Source organism: Kitasatospora sp. SUK 42 (assembly GCF_015776785.2).
Lineage (GTDB): Bacteria > Actinomycetota > Actinomycetes > Streptomycetales > Streptomycetaceae > Kitasatospora.
This window is the reverse complement of record NZ_LFMD02000002.1, coordinates 1,718,367-1,733,140: the sequence shown is the minus strand read 5'-3', so window position 1 is coordinate 1,733,140 and position 14,774 is coordinate 1,718,367. Positions and strand designations below refer to the sequence as shown.

The window sequence follows — 14,774 nt, the reverse complement described above, 5'->3', positions numbered from 1 at the left end:
AACTGCACGAACGATCGTGCTAATATCTCGCCCCGAGTCAGGACGCAGAGAGCAGGGAGACCCGATGGACCCGGCCCGGGCACTGATCCGCACCGCCCTCAACCCCGCCGCCCGCATCGCCCCCGGCCTGGCCGGGCGGGCGGCCTTCGAACTGTTCCAGCACCCGCTGCGGCGCAGCAGGGTCCGCCCCGCCGAGCAGGAGGTCCACCGCCGGGCCGTCCTCGAACCGCTGGCCGTGGGCGGCAAGACGGTGGTCGGCTACCGCTGGGGCGGCGGCGAGCGGCCCGTCCTGGTGCTGCACGGCTGGCGCTCCCGGGCCTCCCGCTTCGCCCCGTACGTCCCCCGGCTGCGGGCGCTCGGCCTCAGTGTCCTGTCCTTCGACGCGCCTGGCCACGGTGACTCCGGCGGAAACGCCACCAGCGTGCTGGAGTTCCACGAGCTCGCGCTCCAACTCCAGGACAGGTACGGGCCGTTCGAGGCGGTGATCGCGCACTCGCTGGGCGTCTGCGCCGCCTTCGGCGCACTGGCCGACGGCCTGCGGGCGGACCGGCTGGCGGCCGTCGCCGGAGTGTCCGAGGTCGGCTTCTTCCCGGCCGCCTTCTGCGCCGGGCTCGGCCTGAACCCCGCCGTCGAGCGCGCGCTGCGCGGCCGGATCGAGCGGGGCCTGTTCGCGGGGGACGCCGGGGCCTGGGAACGCTACGACGCCGCCCGGCAGGCCGCGGTGATCGGGCTGCCGGTCCTGGTGCTGCACGACGAGGGCGACGACGTCGTCCCGCTGCGCCAGGCGCACCGGCTCCAACGGGCTTACGGGGAAAGGCTCGACCTGGTGGTCACCCGGGGGCTCGGCCACCGCCGGATCATCGCGGAGCCGACCGTCGTCGACCAGGTGATCGGTTTCATCTCCGCCGGGCAGGAGGTCGCCGCCGGTTCCTAGGACCCGTCGGGCGTCCGGCGCTCGGGGCCGCGCGGCTCGTCGGGGAAGCGCGGCCCGCCGATCAGGTAGAACAGTGCGGCGGTCGGAAAGCCGAGCGCGGCGGCCAGCAACACGATGAACTGCCAGATCATCTTCCGCTCCTCGTCAGTCCCGGGCCGCCCGGAGGTGGTCCCCCACCGGACCGGCCCTGATCGGCCGAGTCGTTCGCTCGCTCTCCGACGGTATGGCCGGACCGCCCCCGCTGCCACCGGACACCCGCCCGGCGCCTCCTCCGGATTCCGTGCGGTGCGGACGCGTGAGGGCCCGGACCGTGTGGTCCGGGCCCTCGGGAGCGGTCGGGTCAGTGGGCGTCGGTGGGGATGGTGCCGAGGCGGCCGGCCTGGAAGTCCTCCATGGCCTGCTGGAGCTCGCGGTGGCTGTTCATGACGAACGGGCCGTACCAGGCGACGGGTTCGCGGATCGGCAGGCCGCCGAGGAGCACGACCTCGAAGTTGTTGTCGCGGGAGTCCTGCTTCTCGTCGGCGCGGATGGTGAGGGAGTCGCCGTCGCCGAAGACGACGGCCTGGCCCCGGTGGAAGGGGCGGTGGTCCTGGCCGGCCGAGCCGTTGCCGGCGAGGCCGTAGGCGAGGGCGTTGAAGTCGGAGCGCCAGGGGAGGGTGATCTGGGCGCCGGGGCTGATCGAGGCGTGGATCATGGTGATCGGGGTGTGGGTGACGCCGGGGCCCTGGTGGCCGTCCAGCTCACCGGCGATGACGCGCAGGAGCGCGCCGCCGTCCTCGGTGCTGAGGAGCTTGACACTGCCGCTGCGGATGTCCTGGTACTTCGGGGCGATCATCTTGTCCGAGGCGGGCAGGTTGACCCAGAGCTGGAGGCCGTGGAAGAGGCCGCCGGACCTCACCAGCGACTCCGGAGGGGTCTCGATGTGCAGCAGGCCGGAGCCGGCCGTCATCCACTGGGTGTCGCCGTCGGTGATGGTGCCGCCGCCGCCGTGCGAGTCCTGGTGGATGAACGTTCCGTCGATGATGTAGGTGACGGTCTCGAAGCCGCGGTGCGGGTGCCAGGGGGTGCCCTTGGGCTCGCCGGCCGCGTAGTCCACCTCACCCATCTGGTCCATCATGATGAACGGGTCGAGGTACTTGGTGTTGATCTTGGCGAAGGCGCGGCGGACGGGGAAGCCCTCGCCTTCGTAGCCCTCGGGGGCGGTGGCCACGGTGAGGACCGGCCGGGCGCTCGCGACGGCCGGGTCCGGCGTGGTGACGCGCGGGAGGGTCAGCGGGTTGTCGACGGTCACGGCGGGCATGTCGGCCTCCTTCGGGGGTTCTTTGGCCTACGTGCACGAGAGTAGTTCAATCCTCAACAACAAGCAAGTTGAAAGTTGAACTATGTAGTGACGGAGGAGCGCGGGGCTCCTCTCCCTCCCAGGATGGGGCGCTCTGGTGCCCCGCGCACCGCGGGGGCGGATGTTCCTGCGGCTGTCAGCCGTACATCCGGTGCATGGTGAAGTCGACCATCTGCTCCACCGCCTTGGCGTCGAACACCATCCGGTGCTCGCCCTCCATGTCCAGCGCGAAGCCGTAGCCGGTGGGCAGCAGGTCCAGCACCTCGGCGCCGGTGACGGTGAAGTGCTTGGAATCCTTGCCGGCGTAGCGGCGCAGCTCCTTGAGCGAGCTGAACATCGGGATCACCGGCGTCGGGGTGTTGTGCAGCGCGAGGAAGCCGGGGCGGTCGCCGCGGGGGCAGTGCACCTTCGAGGTGATGAAGATGGCCTGGAAGTCCTCGACCGCCATCGAGCCGGTGGTGAAGGCCCGGACCGCGTCCGCGAGCGAGGGCGGGGAGGGCTCGGGGTAGAGGGACTGCTGGGGCGCCTGTGCCTGCGCACCGTACGCGTCGGGTCCGGGCATGCCGTTCATGCCCGGCTGCGGACCCGCCTGCTGCTGGTAGGGGTCACCCGGGTATGCGTTCTGGTCATATCCGTACACACGGACAGGCTAGCGGGAGGGCACCCTCCCGCGCTGGCGCCGATCCTGACAAGGAGTGGTCGTCCTCGCTGTGGGACGTGACCACGTTCATACCGGATTCACCGCAGGGGGCTTGCCCAAGTTACCGCTGGGTAGCATCATGATGCCTACTGGTGGGTACGGGGCGCCCGAACGCGGCGGTCTCCCGGAAGCGACGAACCGGAGAAAACGGCCATGGGTCACTACAAGTCCAACCTGCGGGACGTGGAGTTCAACCTCTTCGAGGTGTTCGGTCGCGACCAGGTGTACGGCACCGGACCGTTCGCGGACATGGACGTCGAGACCGCGAAGAACATCCTGAGCGAGATCTCGCGCCTCGCCGAGAACGACCTCGCCGCGTCCTTCGCCGACACCGACCGCAACCCGCCGGTCTTCGACCCGGAGACCAACACCGCGCCGGTCCCGGCCGCCTTCAAGAAGAGCTACCAGACCTTCATGGACGCCGAGTGGTGGCGCCTGGGCATCCCGGAGTCGATCGGCGGCCAGGTCACCCCGAACTCGCTGATCTGGGCCTTCGCCGAGCAGATCCTGGGCTCCAACCCGGCCATCTGGATGTACTCCTCCGGCCCGGCCTTCGCCGGCGTCATCGCCGAGGAGGGCACCGAGGAGCAGCTGGAGGTCGCCAGGCGGATGACCGACCGCCTGTGGGGCTCCACCATGGTCCTCACCGAGCCCGACGCGGGCTCCGACGTGGGCGCCGGCCGCACCAAGGCGATCCAGCAGGAGGACGGCTCCTGGCACATCGAGGGCGTGAAGCGCTTCATCACCTCGGGCGAGCACGACATGTCCGAGAACATCATCCACATGGTGCTGGCCCGCCCCGAGGGCGGCAAGCCGGGCACCAAGGGCCTGGGCCTGTTCATCGTCCCGAAGTTCGACTTCGACTGGGAGACCGGCGAGCTCGGCGAGCGCAACGGCGTCTACGCCACCAACGTCGAGCACAAGATGGGCCTCAAGGCCTCGAACACCTGCGAGATGACCTTCGGCGCCAAGCACCCGGCCAAGGGCTGGCTGCTCGGCGAGAAGGTCGACGGCATCCGCCAGATGTTCAAGATCATCGAGTTCGCCCGCATGATGGTCGGCACGAAGGCCATCGCCACCCTCTCCACCGGCTACCTGAACGCCCTGGAGTACGCCAAGGAGCGCGTGCAGGGCGCCGACATCTCGCAGTTCCTGGACAAGACCGCCCCGCGCGTCACCATCACCCACCACCCGGACGTGCGCCGCTCGCTGCTGACCCAGAAGGCCTACGCCGAGGGCATGCGCGCGCTGGTCCTGTTCACCGCGTCGGTCCAGGACGACATGGCGGCCGCCAAGCTGCGCGGCGAGCACGACGAGGCCGCCGAGCGCCTCAACGACCTGCTCCTGCCGATCGTCAAGGGCTACGGCTCGGAGAAGTCCTACGAGCAGCTCGCCCAGTCCCTCCAGACCTTCGGTGGCTCCGGGTACCTGCAGGAGTACCCGATCGAGCAGTACATCCGGGACGCCAAGATCGACACCCTCTACGAGGGCACCACGGCGATCCAGGGCCAGGACTTCTTCTTCCGCAAGATCGTCAAGGACGGCGGCCAGGCGCTGACCGCGCTGTCCGAGCAGATCCAGAAGTTCCTCGGCGCGGCCGAGGGCGGCGAGGCCCTGGCCACCGAGCGCGAGCTGCTCACCAAGGCCCTCGGCGACCTGGACGCCATCGTCGGCAAGCTGATCGCCGACCTGACGGCCGTCGAGCAGGACGTCAAGAACATGTACAAGGTGGGCCTCAACACCACCCGCCTGCTGATGGTCTCCGGCGACGTCGTGGTCGGCTGGCTGCTGCTCCGTCAGGCCGCGGTCGCCCTGGCCAAGCTGGAGGCCGGCGCCTCGGAGAAGGACGTGCCGTTCTACCAGGGCAAGGTCGCGGCGGCCCGCTTCTTCGCCAAGAACGTCCTCCCGACCGTCGCCCCGCAGCGGGCGATCGCCGAGGGCATCGACAACGAGATCATGGAGCTGGCGGAGGAGGCCTTCTAAGCCTCGCCCACCCGTCACCCGCCGCCACCCTCCTCGGGGCACGCTGCGCGTGGCACCTCCTCCGACCGCCTGACGAAACCCTCACACCGAAGGGCCCGGCTGCCACCGGGCCCTTCGGTGTTTCCGTGCCCCGGTGTCCGGAACCGTCGTGCTCAGGCGCTCCGCAGTGCTCAGGCGCTCCGCAGTGCGGTGAGGGGGTCGGTGCGGGCGGCGCGCAGGGCCGGGTAGAGGCCGGCGAGCAGGCCGACGACCGTGCCGATCAGTGGGGCGGGCAGGGTGGTGGCGGGTTGGAGGACGGCGGTCCAGTCGCGGGCGGCGGCCACTCCGACGACCGTCACCACGCCGAGGCCGGTGCCGATCAGTCCGCCCAGGGTGCCGAGTGCCGTCGACTCGGCCAGGAACTGGGCCGCGATGTGGCCGGTGCGGGCGCCCAGTGAGCGGCGCAGGCCGATCTCCTGGGTCCGTTCCATCACGGCGACCAGCGTGGTGTTGGCGATCCCGACCGCGCCCACGAGCAGGCAGATCCCGGCCAGCGCCAGGAACAGCCCGGTCAGGTCGGAGGTCACCGTGTCCTGGAGGCTGTGCGGGTCCGGCGGTGGGACGACGGTGAACGCGTTCGGGGTGTCCGGCCGCAGGGCGAGCGGGAGTTGGTCGGCCACCACGGTCGCGGCGCCGACCCGGGTGGCGACCAGGCCCTGGACCCCGCGGTCCGCGTCCGGGGCCGGGTTGCCGTACCGCTCCAGTGCCGTACTGGCCGGGATCACCATGCCGAGCAGGGCGGCCGGCTGGCGGCGGACGTCCGAGTAGATCCCGATCACGGTGTACGGGACGTGGTCGATGAAGACGGCCGGCTGGGCGTCCAGCCGGCTCACCCCGAGGCGCTTGGCGGCGGCCTCGCTGAGCAGGACCACCGGCTGCGCGGTCCGTTGCACGAAGTCGTCCATGGTGACCCCGGCGGACAGGGTCGGTTCCATCGCGGCGACCGCGCCCGGGGTGGCCGCGAGCAGGGAGAGCCCGGTGCCCTCGCCGGGGCCGTCCGGGTGGCGGGAGATCACCGGGGAGCCGGGCACCGGCCACCAGACGCCGCCGGCCTGCACGCCGTCGATCGCGGACATCCGGCGGTCGGTGTCGGCGGGGAAGTCGCTCGACGGGTTGGTGCCGGGGGCGAGGCCGTCGGTGCTCGGGCGGTCGGTCACGGTGACGGTGGTGGCCTTGGTCAGGCTGAACCGCTCGCCGATCTGGCCGGTGGCGGTCGCGGTCAGGCCGAGCACGGCGACGAACGCGCCGATGCCCAGGACCGTGCCGAGCATGGTCAGCACCGAGCGGCCGGGGCGTTGGAGGATGCCGGAGAGCGCTTCGGAGAGCAGGTCGCGGAGGCTGAGGCGGGAGGGCGGCTCGGGGAGCACGCTACGGCGGCTCACCGGGCGTCCCCTGCCGGCTGGACGGCTTCGGCCTCGTTGAGCACGCCGTCGCGGATGGTCACCCGGCGTTCGGCGCGGGCGGCCACGGACGGGTCGTGGGTGATCACCACCAGGGTGAAGCCCTGCGCGTGCAGCGCGTCGAACTGCGCCAGTACCGCCTCGGCGTTGGCCGAGTCCAGGTTGCCGGTCGGTTCGTCGCACAGCAGCAGGCTGGGCCGGTTCACCAGCGCCCGGGCGATCGCCACCCGCTGGCGCTCGCCGCCGGACATGGTGCCCGGCAGCGCGTTTGTGCGGTGGCCGAGGCCGGCCAGGTGCAGTGCCTCCAGGGCGGCGGTGTGGCGGGCGCGGCGCGGGGAGCGGTTGTAGACCTGGGCGAGGACGACGTTCTCCTCGGCGGTGCGGTGCGGGAGCAGGTGGAAGGACTGGAAGACGAAGCCGATCCGGCGCCCGCGCAGGGTCGAGCGGTCCCGGTCGCGCAGGCTGCCGGTGTCGATGCCGTCCAGCTCGTAGCGGCCGGTGGTGGGGGTGTCGAGCAGGCCGAGCAGGTGCAGCAGGGTGGACTTGCCGGAGCCGGAGGGGCCGGTGACGGCCAGGTACTCGCCGCGGTGGACGGTCAGGTCGCAGGGGTGCAGCGCGACCACGGGCGGGCGGCCGGGGTGGGTGCGGCCGACGCCGGCCAGGGCGATGACGGGCGGTTCGGCGGCCTCGGCGGCGGGTGCGGTCACTTGCCGACCACCACCTGGTCGCCGACGCGCAGTTCGGCACCGTCCGCCGGGGTGACGGCCACCATGCCGTCCGCGGTGACACCGGTGGTCACCGGGACGGTGGTGCGGTTCCCGGCGGCGTCCACCCTGGTGACGGAGGTCCGGCCGGCCGCGTTGGTGGATATCGCGGCGACCGGGACGGCGGTGACGGGGGCGCCCGCCTTGTCCTTGAGGACGGTCAGACGGACGTTCTTGCCGCTCATCGCCGCGGGCAGCGGGGTGCTCGGGGTGATCGTGAGCGGGATGTAGCTCTGGCCGCCGGGCTGGTTGCCCGGTGCCCCGGCCGCCGGAGCGCCGGGCTGGCCGCCTGGGGCCCCGGCCCCGGAGCCGCCGGAGCCGCCGCCGGACGTACCGCCGAGGGTGATCACCTTGCCGGCCGGGGGAGCGGTGGTCGGGGCGCCGACCTCGGCGATGGTGCCGGGGATGGTGGTGTTGGTGTCCTCGGCGAGGATCTCGACGGCCATGCCCGCTTTGACGCCCGCCGCCTGGGTGGGCGTCAGCTGGCCGGTGACGGCCAGGCCGCCGCTGGTGAGCGACAACAGGGTGCCGGCGGCGGGCGAGCCGACCGCGCCGTTGACGGCGGTGACGGCGGCCGGGAGGGTCGGTACGAACAGGACGTGGGCGGCCGGGACCATCGGGCCGTTCACCGACCGGGCCCTGGCCAGGGCGGCCTGGTCGGCGGTCAACTGCTTCCTGGCGTTGGCGAGTTGCTGGTCGAGGTCGCCGGTCGGGGCGGGGGCCTGGCCCTGCGGCTGCGGCTGCGACTGTGGCTGCCCCTGGCCCTGGACCTGGCCCTGCGCCTGCCCCTGGGTCTGCGGCGGGGCCTGCTGGGGGGCCTGGGGCTGGTTCGCGGCGTTCTTCTTCTGCGCGGTGAGGTTCTCCACCGTCTGCCGGTCGGTGTCCACCGCCTTCTGCGCGGTGTCCACGGCCTGCTGGGTGGTGGCGCCGGTGGTCGGCGCCGGGTAGCCGAGCTTGCGGTAGAACGCCGTCACCGCCTCGGCCGTGCCCGCCCCGTACGAGCCCGTCTCGTCGTCGCCGGTGGAGTAGCCCAACCCGGCCAGTGCGGCCTGGAGTTCGGACACGTCGGGGCCGGTGTTGCCGGGCTTGAGGTCGCGGTAGGCGGGCACCGCGCCGGGCAGGGCGAACAGCGGTTGCCCGGACACCTCGGCGAGCAGTTGCCCGGCCGCGACGGTGTCCCCCGACTTCACCGCCAGCTTGGAGACGAACAGCTGGGTCACCTCGGTCGAGGCCGAGGCCGGGACCACGTCGTACTGCGTCGGCGGGTACACCATCGCGCGGGCGGCGAGGGAGCGGGTCAGCACCTGGCTGACCACCGGTGCGGTGAGCAGGCTGTTCGGCGGGGGCGCGGTCTGCGCGGCCCGCTCGGCCGGAGACTTCACCAGCGTCGCCGCCCCCACCCCGCCCACCGCCACCAGCGCGGCGGCCAGCGCCACCCCCAGCAGGACCCGACGCCGCCGCGCGGCCCGTGAACGGGCGGGCGGCGCGGCGTCCGGTTCGTCCGCCGTGCTCGTCATCGTGGTCGACAAGGCACCCTCCCCGAGGACTTCACTGGGGACAGTGTTCTCACCCGGTCGTCTGGTCGGCGTCAACAGCGTTGTTTCCTTCAGTGGTTGGTGGAGCTTGTGGCGCTCCCGGTGGAGCCGGCGACGCCCCCGGTGGAGCCTCCAGTGGCACCGGAGACGAGCCCGGCGGCCCGGCGGACGAGGTCGTCCAACCGCTGCCGCTGGTCCGCGAGCTGCGCGGCGTGGGCCTCGACGTACCGCTTCCCGTAGGCGGTCTGCACGGCGACGATCGTGCCGACGGTGTTGCCGGCGAGCTTGCACCGCAGGTCGGCGGTGGCGGTGGCGATCTCCTCGGGAGCGGGGCCGGCCGCCGCCCGGGCCTCCGCCGTCGCGGGGTTGTCGGCCGGCGGGTGCCATTTCGGGTCGGAGATCGCGGCGACCGGGTCCGGGTAGTCGTACCCCTCGTCCTTCATGCACCGCGACCAGGCGGCGTAGGCGGCCGTGATCCGGGGATCGTCCGCCGGCACCTTCGGGCCGCCGTCGGGCATCGCGCCCTCGCCGTAGGCGAGCCCGTCGGCGTCGTGGAAGGCGTCCAGGCCCTGCCGCGCGCAGCCGCCCGGTGGCACCGGCCTGCCGTCGAGGGAGGGGACGGCCTGGCGGGTGGCCGGGTCGATGCCGCTCAGGGCGATCTGCTCGGCGGCGGACGCGGGGGGCCGGGTGTCGGCCGGGGCGCTCTGGTTCGCGAACCGCACGTTCAGGTCGTAGCCGCGGGCGCCCGCCCGGTCGGTGTCGAAGTAGCCGTACAGCGTGCCCCGGGTCCGCCGGGCGCGCTCCGCCTCCTCCTCGCCGAGCACGGTGGTCGGACGGCCGGCGAAGCCGAAGCCGCGCATGCACTCGGCGGTGACCGCGTCCCGGGCCTGGACCAGCAGCCTGTTCTGGGCCGGCGTCACCAGGTAGGGGTCGGTCGGCAGGCCGACCTGGCCCGCCTCGGTGATCGTGGGCACCGCCCCGAGGGCGGGCGGTCCGGCCGGGGCCGAACCGTCCCGGGCGGTGCAGCCGCTCATCAGCGCGGCGACGAGCACCCCGGACGCGATGATCCGTAATCGGGCCATCGGGCGTCTCCTCTCCCCACCTTCGTACCGGACGGGCCCGGTGCTTCGCCCGCGCACCGCTCCGATCCTTGCCCACCGGCGGCCGGGAGAACAGGAGGTTCCGGAGGAACTTCCGGCTGGGTTCCGAAGGCTCTGCGAAGGCCGCTCCGAAGGCCACTCCGAAAGCCCTCCCGCCCTCGACGACCGGGCACGACCAGGACGGATTCCCGGGTGTACGACGTCCGTTGTGGCGCCGATCGACGGTTGTGTCCGGGTTGCTCAGCCATTGCGAGCTGTCTGATCGGGTGTCCGGGTACGGGCATATGCTCAAGGTGCGAAGCCGACTCCCCATCCGGCTTCGGCCCTCCCTCAACCCAGGAGCAGTATGTCGACCGCCGCCCGCCGGGCATTCTTCGACCGGACGCACACCGACGATCTGATCGCGTTCCTCGGCACCTCGCCGTCCCCGTACCACGCGGTCGCGAGCGCCGCCGAGCGCCTGGAGAAGGCCGGCTTCCGGCAGGTCGCCGAGACGGACGCCTGGGACGGGGCCGCCGGGGGCCGCTACCTGATCCGCGGCGGCGCGCTGATCGCCTGGTACCTGCCGGAGGGGGCCGGCCCGGAGACGCCGTTCCGCGTGGTGGGCACCCACACCGACTCGCCCAACCTGCGGGTCAAGCCGCTGCCGGACACCGGCTCGGCCGGCTGGCGGCAGGTCGCCGTGGAGATCTACGGCGGGGTCCCGCTGAACACCTGGCTCGACCGCGACCTCGGCCTGTCCGGCCGGCTCGCGCTCAAGGACGGCAGCGCGCGGCTGGTGCAGCTGGACGAGCCGCTGCTGCGCGTTCCGCAGCTCGCCATCCACCTGGACCGCCAGGTCAACGACGGCATGAAGCTCGACCGGCAGCGCCACCTCACCCCGATCTGGGGCCTCGGCCCGGTCGACGAGGGCGCGCTGATCGCCTACGTCGCCGAGCGGGCCGGCGTCTCCGCCGACCAGGTGGCCGGCTGGGACCTCATGACGCACGACGTCCAGCCCGCCTCCTACCTGGGCCGCGACCGCGAACTGCTGGCCGGTCCGCGCCTGGACAACCTGCTCTCGGTGCACGCGGCCACCGCCGCGCTCGCGGCCGTCGCCACCGCCGGGACGGAGCTTCCGTACGTCCCCGTGCTGGCCGCCTTCGACCACGAGGAGACCGGCAGCGAGTCCGACACCGGCGCGCAGAGCCCGCTGCTCGGCACCGTGCTCGACCGGACGATCCACGCGCGCGGCGGCACCACGGAGGACCGCGCCCGGGCGCTGGCCGGCACCGTCTGCCTCTCCTCGGACATGGGCCACGCCGTCCACCCGAACTACACCGAGCGGCACGAGCCGGGCCACCACCCGCTGCCGAACGGCGGGCCGATCCTCAAGGTCAACGTCAACAACCGCTACGCGACGGACGGCACCGGCCGGGCGGTGTTCGCGGCCGCCTGTGAGAAGGCGGGCGTGCCGTGGCAGACCTTCGTGTCCAACAACGCGATGCCCTGCGGTACGACGATCGGCCCGATCACGGCGGCGCGGCTGGGCATCAAGACGGTGGACTGCGGCATCGCGGCGCTGTCCATGCACTCGGCGCGCGAGCTGTGCGGGGCGGAGGACCCGTATCTGCTGGCGAGCGCGATCAAGGCGTTCCTGGAGGGCTGAGGCCCGACTGAGGACCGAGGCCTGACGGAGGCCTGACTGAGGTCCGACGAAGAGGCGGGGCCCGGCGTTTCGGCCGGGCGCCGCCTCTTCGTTCGTCCGGTTACTCCATCCCGGCCAGGACCAGCGGGAGGCGGCGGGCGCCGTCGGCGACCAGCTTCACCGGCACGCCCCAGTCCTGCTGGTGCACGTGGCAGGCCGGGAACTCGATCTCCGGGTCGTCGTCGCAGGAGGCCGCCATCGCCGAGACGTGCAGCACGCCCTCGGCGACCTCGTCGGAGAGCACCAGCTCGCGGGAGAGGTCGGTGTCCGCGCCCGCGCCGGAGACCAGCAGCTCCGGCGGGGTGGAGCTGACCAGCAGCCGGGTGGACGGGCCGTAGCGCTCGTCCAGTTTCTGGCCGCTGGGGGCGGAGAAGACCACGTCCAGCCGGAGCGTGCCCGGCGCGACCTCGGTGGCCGCGCGCTGGGTGCGGTGGGCCACCGACTCCACCCGCACCGCCTCCTCGGGCAGCCGCAGCCGGGTCAGCCGGTGCCGGGCCGACTCGACCACCACGATGTCGCCGTCCACCAGCACCGCCCCGGAGGGCTCGCGCAGGTCGGTCGCCAGCGTGCTGACCTCGCCGCTCGCCGGGTCGTAGCGGCGCAGCGCGTGGTTGTAGGTGTCGCTGACGGCCACCGAGCCGTCCGGCAGCACGGTGACGCCCAGCGGGTGCTGGAACAGCGCCTGGCCGGCGGCGCCGTCACGGTGGCCGAAGTCGAACAGCCCGGTGCCGACGGCGGTCTCGACCGCCTTGGTTTCACGTGAAACCGAACGGAGCGCCGAGGTCTCGGAGTCGGCGACCCAGAGCCGCTCGCCGTCCGCCGAGACCGCCAGCCCGGACGGCTGGGCGAACCAGGCCTCGGCGGCGGGGCCGTCCACCAGGCCCTCGTTGGTGGTGCCGGCCGCGACGCCGACCGTCCCGGTGGCCGGGTCGTACGACCACAGCTGGTGCACACCGGCCATCGCGATCCACACCCGGCCGTCGAACCAGGCGACGTCCCACGGCGAGGAGAGGTCCACCTCCAGGGCAGGACCCTCGCTGGGCGAACCCTGCCACCACTGGCGGCCGGTGCCGGCCAGGGTGGCGACCGCGCCGTCGGCCAGCCGGACACCGCGCAGCGCGTGGTTCACGGTGTCGGCGACGATCACGTCGTACTCGTGGCCCTCCGGCAGCAGCGCGAGGCCCTGCGGCTCGCTGAACCGGGGACTGGTGCCGTCCACCAGACCGCGCTGCCCGTCACCGATCCGGCGCACCACCGTCTCGCCGTCCTCGGCCAGCTCGACCAGCGAGTGGTGCCCGGAGTCGGCGACCAGGAAGTGGCCGTTCGGCAGCCGGACCGCCTTGCCGGGGAACTTCAGGGCCCCGGCGGTCGGCTCGGGCGCCACGTACGGGCCGTCGCCGCGCCGCAGCGTGCCCTTGGCCGCGTGCTCCGCCTCCAGCTCCTCGACCAGCCGGGCGATCGCGTGCGCGTGCCCCTCCCCGGCGTGCTGGGCGACCACGTACCCCTCCGGGTCGATCACCACCAGCGTCGGCCAGGCCCGGACCGCGTACTGCTTCCACGTCGCCAGCGCCGGGTCGTCCAGCACCGGGTGGTGCACCTCGTACCGGGCGACCGCGTCCACCACCGCCTGGTGGTCGGCCTCGTGCACGAACTTCGGCGAGTGCACCCCGACGATCACCACGGTGTCGCGGTGCTTCTCCTCCAGCTCCCGCAGCTCGTCCAGGACGTGCAGACAGTTGATGCAGCAGAAGGTCCAGAAGTCCAGGATCGTGATCTTGCCCCGGAAGTCGGCGAGCGTGAGCTCCTTGCCGCCGGTGTTCAGCCAACCGCCTGCCCCGACCAGCTCGGGGGCGCGTACACGTGCACGAGATGCCATGCCTTCATCCAACCGCATGGCGGGTGCGAGGAATTCCGAGCTCGCCCCCTGCGACCGGAGTCAGCACACGCGGAGGTCGGTGACGGACTGGGCGGCGACCTCGTAGCGGCACAGGCGGCCGTTGACCCACAGGGCGACGTCGAGCTGTTCGCCGGGCCTGCTCAGTTCGGCGAGGAGCCGGTCGGAGAAGGCGTCGAGCTCCTCGGGGGTGACGTGGTGGCCGGTGAACCGGGCCGTGTGCTGGATTGGCAGTTCGCCGGCGCGGTGGGCGATGTCCCACAGGATGGTGTGGGGGGCCTCGTCGCGGACGGGGATGAGGCGGGCGGTCCGGGCGGGGTCGGCCGGGACGGGGTGAAGGTTCGGAGTGAGATCGGCCGGGAGCACGGATGTGGTGGGGGCCTCGGCGGCCCACCAGACGTCCAGCTCGACGGCCGGGGGGAGCTCGGGGCCGAGGGCCGACCGGGTGTCGGTCCAGTAGCTGGTCAGGCTGTCGGCGTCGACGTGGAAGGCGCTCTCCACCAGGCCGGTGCGGCGCTGCCGGGCGATGATCTCCCGGCACTGGGCGCGGAGCACGGCGAAGGTGTCCTCGGGGTAGGGCGCGGACTTGGCGGGGGAGAGGTGCAGCCAGTGGTCGTAGACGTGCCCGCCGGGGGAGCGGGAGGGGTCGACGGCGTCGCGCGGGTCGGTGGAGACGGTGACCCACATCCGGCTGCGGCCGTCGGCCGAGACGACCTTCCCCCAGATGCCCGACCCGCCCCCGGACGCGATGCCGAACTGCTCGGCCAGCTGCTCGGCGGACGGCGCCCGGCCCTCGGGCCAGCGCAGGTACAGGCCGGCGTCCACGGACATGGGGGTGCTCCTCGGGAGTTCCGGACGGCGTCGGGGCTCGGATGCTACGGGTGCGGAAGATCGGCCTGCCAGCGGATTTCGCCGTCCTGGGTGTGCGGGGTGGGGTGCAGGCCGAGGGCGTGGGCGACGCGGGTGGAGGCGTGGTGGTCGGGGTGGATGTGGGCGACGGCGGTGGTGGTGCCGGTGGCGGCGAGGTGGGTGAGGAGGGTGCGGGCGGCTTCGGTGGCGAGGCCGCGGCCCTGCCAGGGGGTGCCGACCACCCAGGCGAGTTCGGTGGCTTCGGGGCGGACGGTGGCCTGGACGTAGCCGGTCAGGGTGCCGTCGGCGCGCAGTCGCAGGACCCAGTTGCCCCAGACCTCGGCGGGGTCGGGGGAGCCGGCGGCGAGCCGGGCGCAGCGGGCGCGCATCTCCTCGGGGGTGGCCGGGCGGCCGCCGGTGAAGGCGTGCAGGCCGGGATCGGCGAGGGCGGCGGCCAGTTCGTCGGCGTGCTCGGGGGCGAGCGGCGGCAGGTCGAGGCGCTCGCTGCGCAGCGGGGCGGTGAGGTCGGTGAGGTCGGGACGCATGGCGG

13 protein-coding genes are annotated in these 14,774 nt (G+C 73.0%); 3 read left to right on the top strand and 10 right to left on the bottom strand.

Annotated elements, in window-relative coordinates:
* Positions 1 to 64: 64 nt before the first annotated feature.
* Entirely contained in the window at positions 65 to 934 is an 870-nt protein-coding gene (locus RZ50_RS07485) for an alpha/beta hydrolase (protein ID WP_196947890.1), read from the top strand.
* On the opposite strand, the gene RZ50_RS29675 is transcribed toward RZ50_RS07485, so the two are convergent.
* The 3 genes from RZ50_RS29675 to RZ50_RS07475 form a co-directional block, all read right to left on the bottom strand.
* A complete protein-coding gene (locus RZ50_RS29675; RefSeq protein WP_256463665.1) occupies positions 931 to 1,065 on the bottom strand; it encodes a hypothetical protein in 135 nt (44 codons plus the stop codon). The genes RZ50_RS07485 and RZ50_RS29675 overlap by 4 nt on opposite strands.
* Before the next feature lie 209 nt (positions 1,066 to 1,274).
* Entirely contained in the window at positions 1,275 to 2,234 is a 960-nt protein-coding gene (locus RZ50_RS07480) for a pirin family protein (RefSeq protein WP_196947889.1), read from the bottom strand.
* Positions 2,235 to 2,409: 175 nt separating this feature from the next.
* Complete coding sequence (locus RZ50_RS07475) at positions 2,410 to 2,913, bottom strand: SseB family protein (RefSeq protein ID WP_374199881.1); 504 nt, start codon at positions 2,911 to 2,913, stop codon at positions 2,410 to 2,412.
* Between the two features lie 213 nt (positions 2,914 to 3,126).
* Between RZ50_RS07475 and RZ50_RS07470 the strand changes: the two genes are divergently transcribed.
* A complete protein-coding gene (locus RZ50_RS07470; protein ID WP_196947888.1) occupies positions 3,127 to 4,956 on the top strand; it encodes an acyl-CoA dehydrogenase in 1,830 nt (609 codons plus the stop codon).
* A 170-nt stretch (positions 4,957 to 5,126) separates the two neighbouring features.
* Here RZ50_RS07470 and RZ50_RS07465 read toward each other — a convergent pair whose 3' ends face one another.
* The 4 genes from RZ50_RS07465 to RZ50_RS07450 form a co-directional block, all read right to left on the bottom strand.
* Entirely contained in the window at positions 5,127 to 6,377 is a 1,251-nt protein-coding gene (locus RZ50_RS07465; protein ID WP_308271516.1) for an ABC transporter permease, read from the bottom strand.
* The gene (locus RZ50_RS07460) at positions 6,374 to 7,102 is read right to left on the bottom strand and encodes an ABC transporter ATP-binding protein (RefSeq protein ID WP_196947887.1); all 729 of its coding nucleotides are present in this window, start codon (positions 7,100 to 7,102) and stop codon (positions 6,374 to 6,376) included. The genes RZ50_RS07465 and RZ50_RS07460 overlap by 4 nt, the downstream gene beginning before the upstream one ends.
* On the bottom strand, positions 7,099 to 8,688 hold the full coding sequence (locus RZ50_RS07455; protein ID WP_196947886.1) for a peptidoglycan-binding protein: 1,590 nt from the start codon (positions 8,686 to 8,688) through the stop codon (positions 7,099 to 7,101). The genes RZ50_RS07460 and RZ50_RS07455 overlap by 4 nt, the downstream gene beginning before the upstream one ends.
* A gap of 77 nt (positions 8,689 to 8,765) precedes the next feature.
* Complete coding sequence (locus RZ50_RS07450) at positions 8,766 to 9,776, bottom strand: hypothetical protein (RefSeq protein ID WP_196947885.1); 1,011 nt, start codon at positions 9,774 to 9,776, stop codon at positions 8,766 to 8,768.
* Positions 9,777 to 10,140: 364 nt separating this feature from the next.
* Here RZ50_RS07450 and RZ50_RS07445 point away from each other — a divergent pair, with 364 nt between their 5' ends.
* Positions 10,141 to 11,442, top strand: a complete 1,302-nt coding sequence (locus RZ50_RS07445; protein WP_196947884.1) for a M18 family aminopeptidase — start codon at positions 10,141 to 10,143, stop codon at positions 11,440 to 11,442.
* Positions 11,443 to 11,542: 100 nt separating this feature from the next.
* Here RZ50_RS07445 and RZ50_RS07440 read toward each other — a convergent pair whose 3' ends face one another.
* The 3 genes from RZ50_RS07440 to RZ50_RS07430 are packed head-to-tail and all read right to left on the bottom strand — an operon-like array spanning position 11,543 to position 14,769.
* Positions 11,543 to 13,357, bottom strand: coding sequence for an NHL domain-containing thioredoxin family protein (locus RZ50_RS07440; protein WP_196947883.1), 1,815 nt, complete (start codon positions 13,355 to 13,357; stop codon positions 11,543 to 11,545).
* Between the two features lie 60 nt (positions 13,358 to 13,417).
* A complete protein-coding gene (locus tag RZ50_RS07435; protein WP_196947882.1) occupies positions 13,418 to 14,206 on the bottom strand; it encodes a hypothetical protein in 789 nt (262 codons plus the stop codon).
* Between the two features lie 44 nt (positions 14,207 to 14,250).
* On the bottom strand, positions 14,251 to 14,769 hold the full coding sequence (locus RZ50_RS07430) for a GNAT family N-acetyltransferase (RefSeq protein WP_196947881.1): 519 nt from the start codon (positions 14,767 to 14,769) through the stop codon (positions 14,251 to 14,253).
* Positions 14,770 to 14,774 lie beyond the last annotated feature (5 nt).

Excerpts from the sequence above, each read along its gene's own strand:
- RZ50_RS07485 (WP_196947890.1), top strand. The coding sequence starts at position 65 with ATGGACCCGGCCCGGGCACTGATCCGCACCGCCCTCAACCCCGCCGCC.
- RZ50_RS29675 (WP_256463665.1), bottom strand. The coding sequence starts at position 1,065 with ATGATCTGGCAGTTCATCGTGTTGCTGGCCGCCGCGCTCGGCTTTCCG.
- RZ50_RS07480 (WP_196947889.1), bottom strand. The coding sequence starts at position 2,234 with ATGCCCGCCGTGACCGTCGACAACCCGCTGACCCTCCCGCGCGTCACC.
- RZ50_RS07470 (WP_196947888.1), top strand. The coding sequence starts at position 3,127 with ATGGGTCACTACAAGTCCAACCTGCGGGACGTGGAGTTCAACCTCTTC.
- RZ50_RS07450 (WP_196947885.1), bottom strand. The coding sequence starts at position 9,776 with ATGGCCCGATTACGGATCATCGCGTCCGGGGTGCTCGTCGCCGCGCTG.
- RZ50_RS07445 (WP_196947884.1), top strand. The coding sequence starts at position 10,141 with ATGTCGACCGCCGCCCGCCGGGCATTCTTCGACCGGACGCACACCGAC.
- RZ50_RS07440 (WP_196947883.1), bottom strand. The coding sequence starts at position 13,357 with ATGGCATCTCGTGCACGTGTACGCGCCCCCGAGCTGGTCGGGGCAGGC.
- RZ50_RS07435 (WP_196947882.1), bottom strand. The coding sequence starts at position 14,206 with ATGTCCGTGGACGCCGGCCTGTACCTGCGCTGGCCCGAGGGCCGGGCG.
- RZ50_RS07430 (WP_196947881.1), bottom strand. The coding sequence starts at position 14,769 with ATGCGTCCCGACCTCACCGACCTCACCGCCCCGCTGCGCAGCGAGCGC.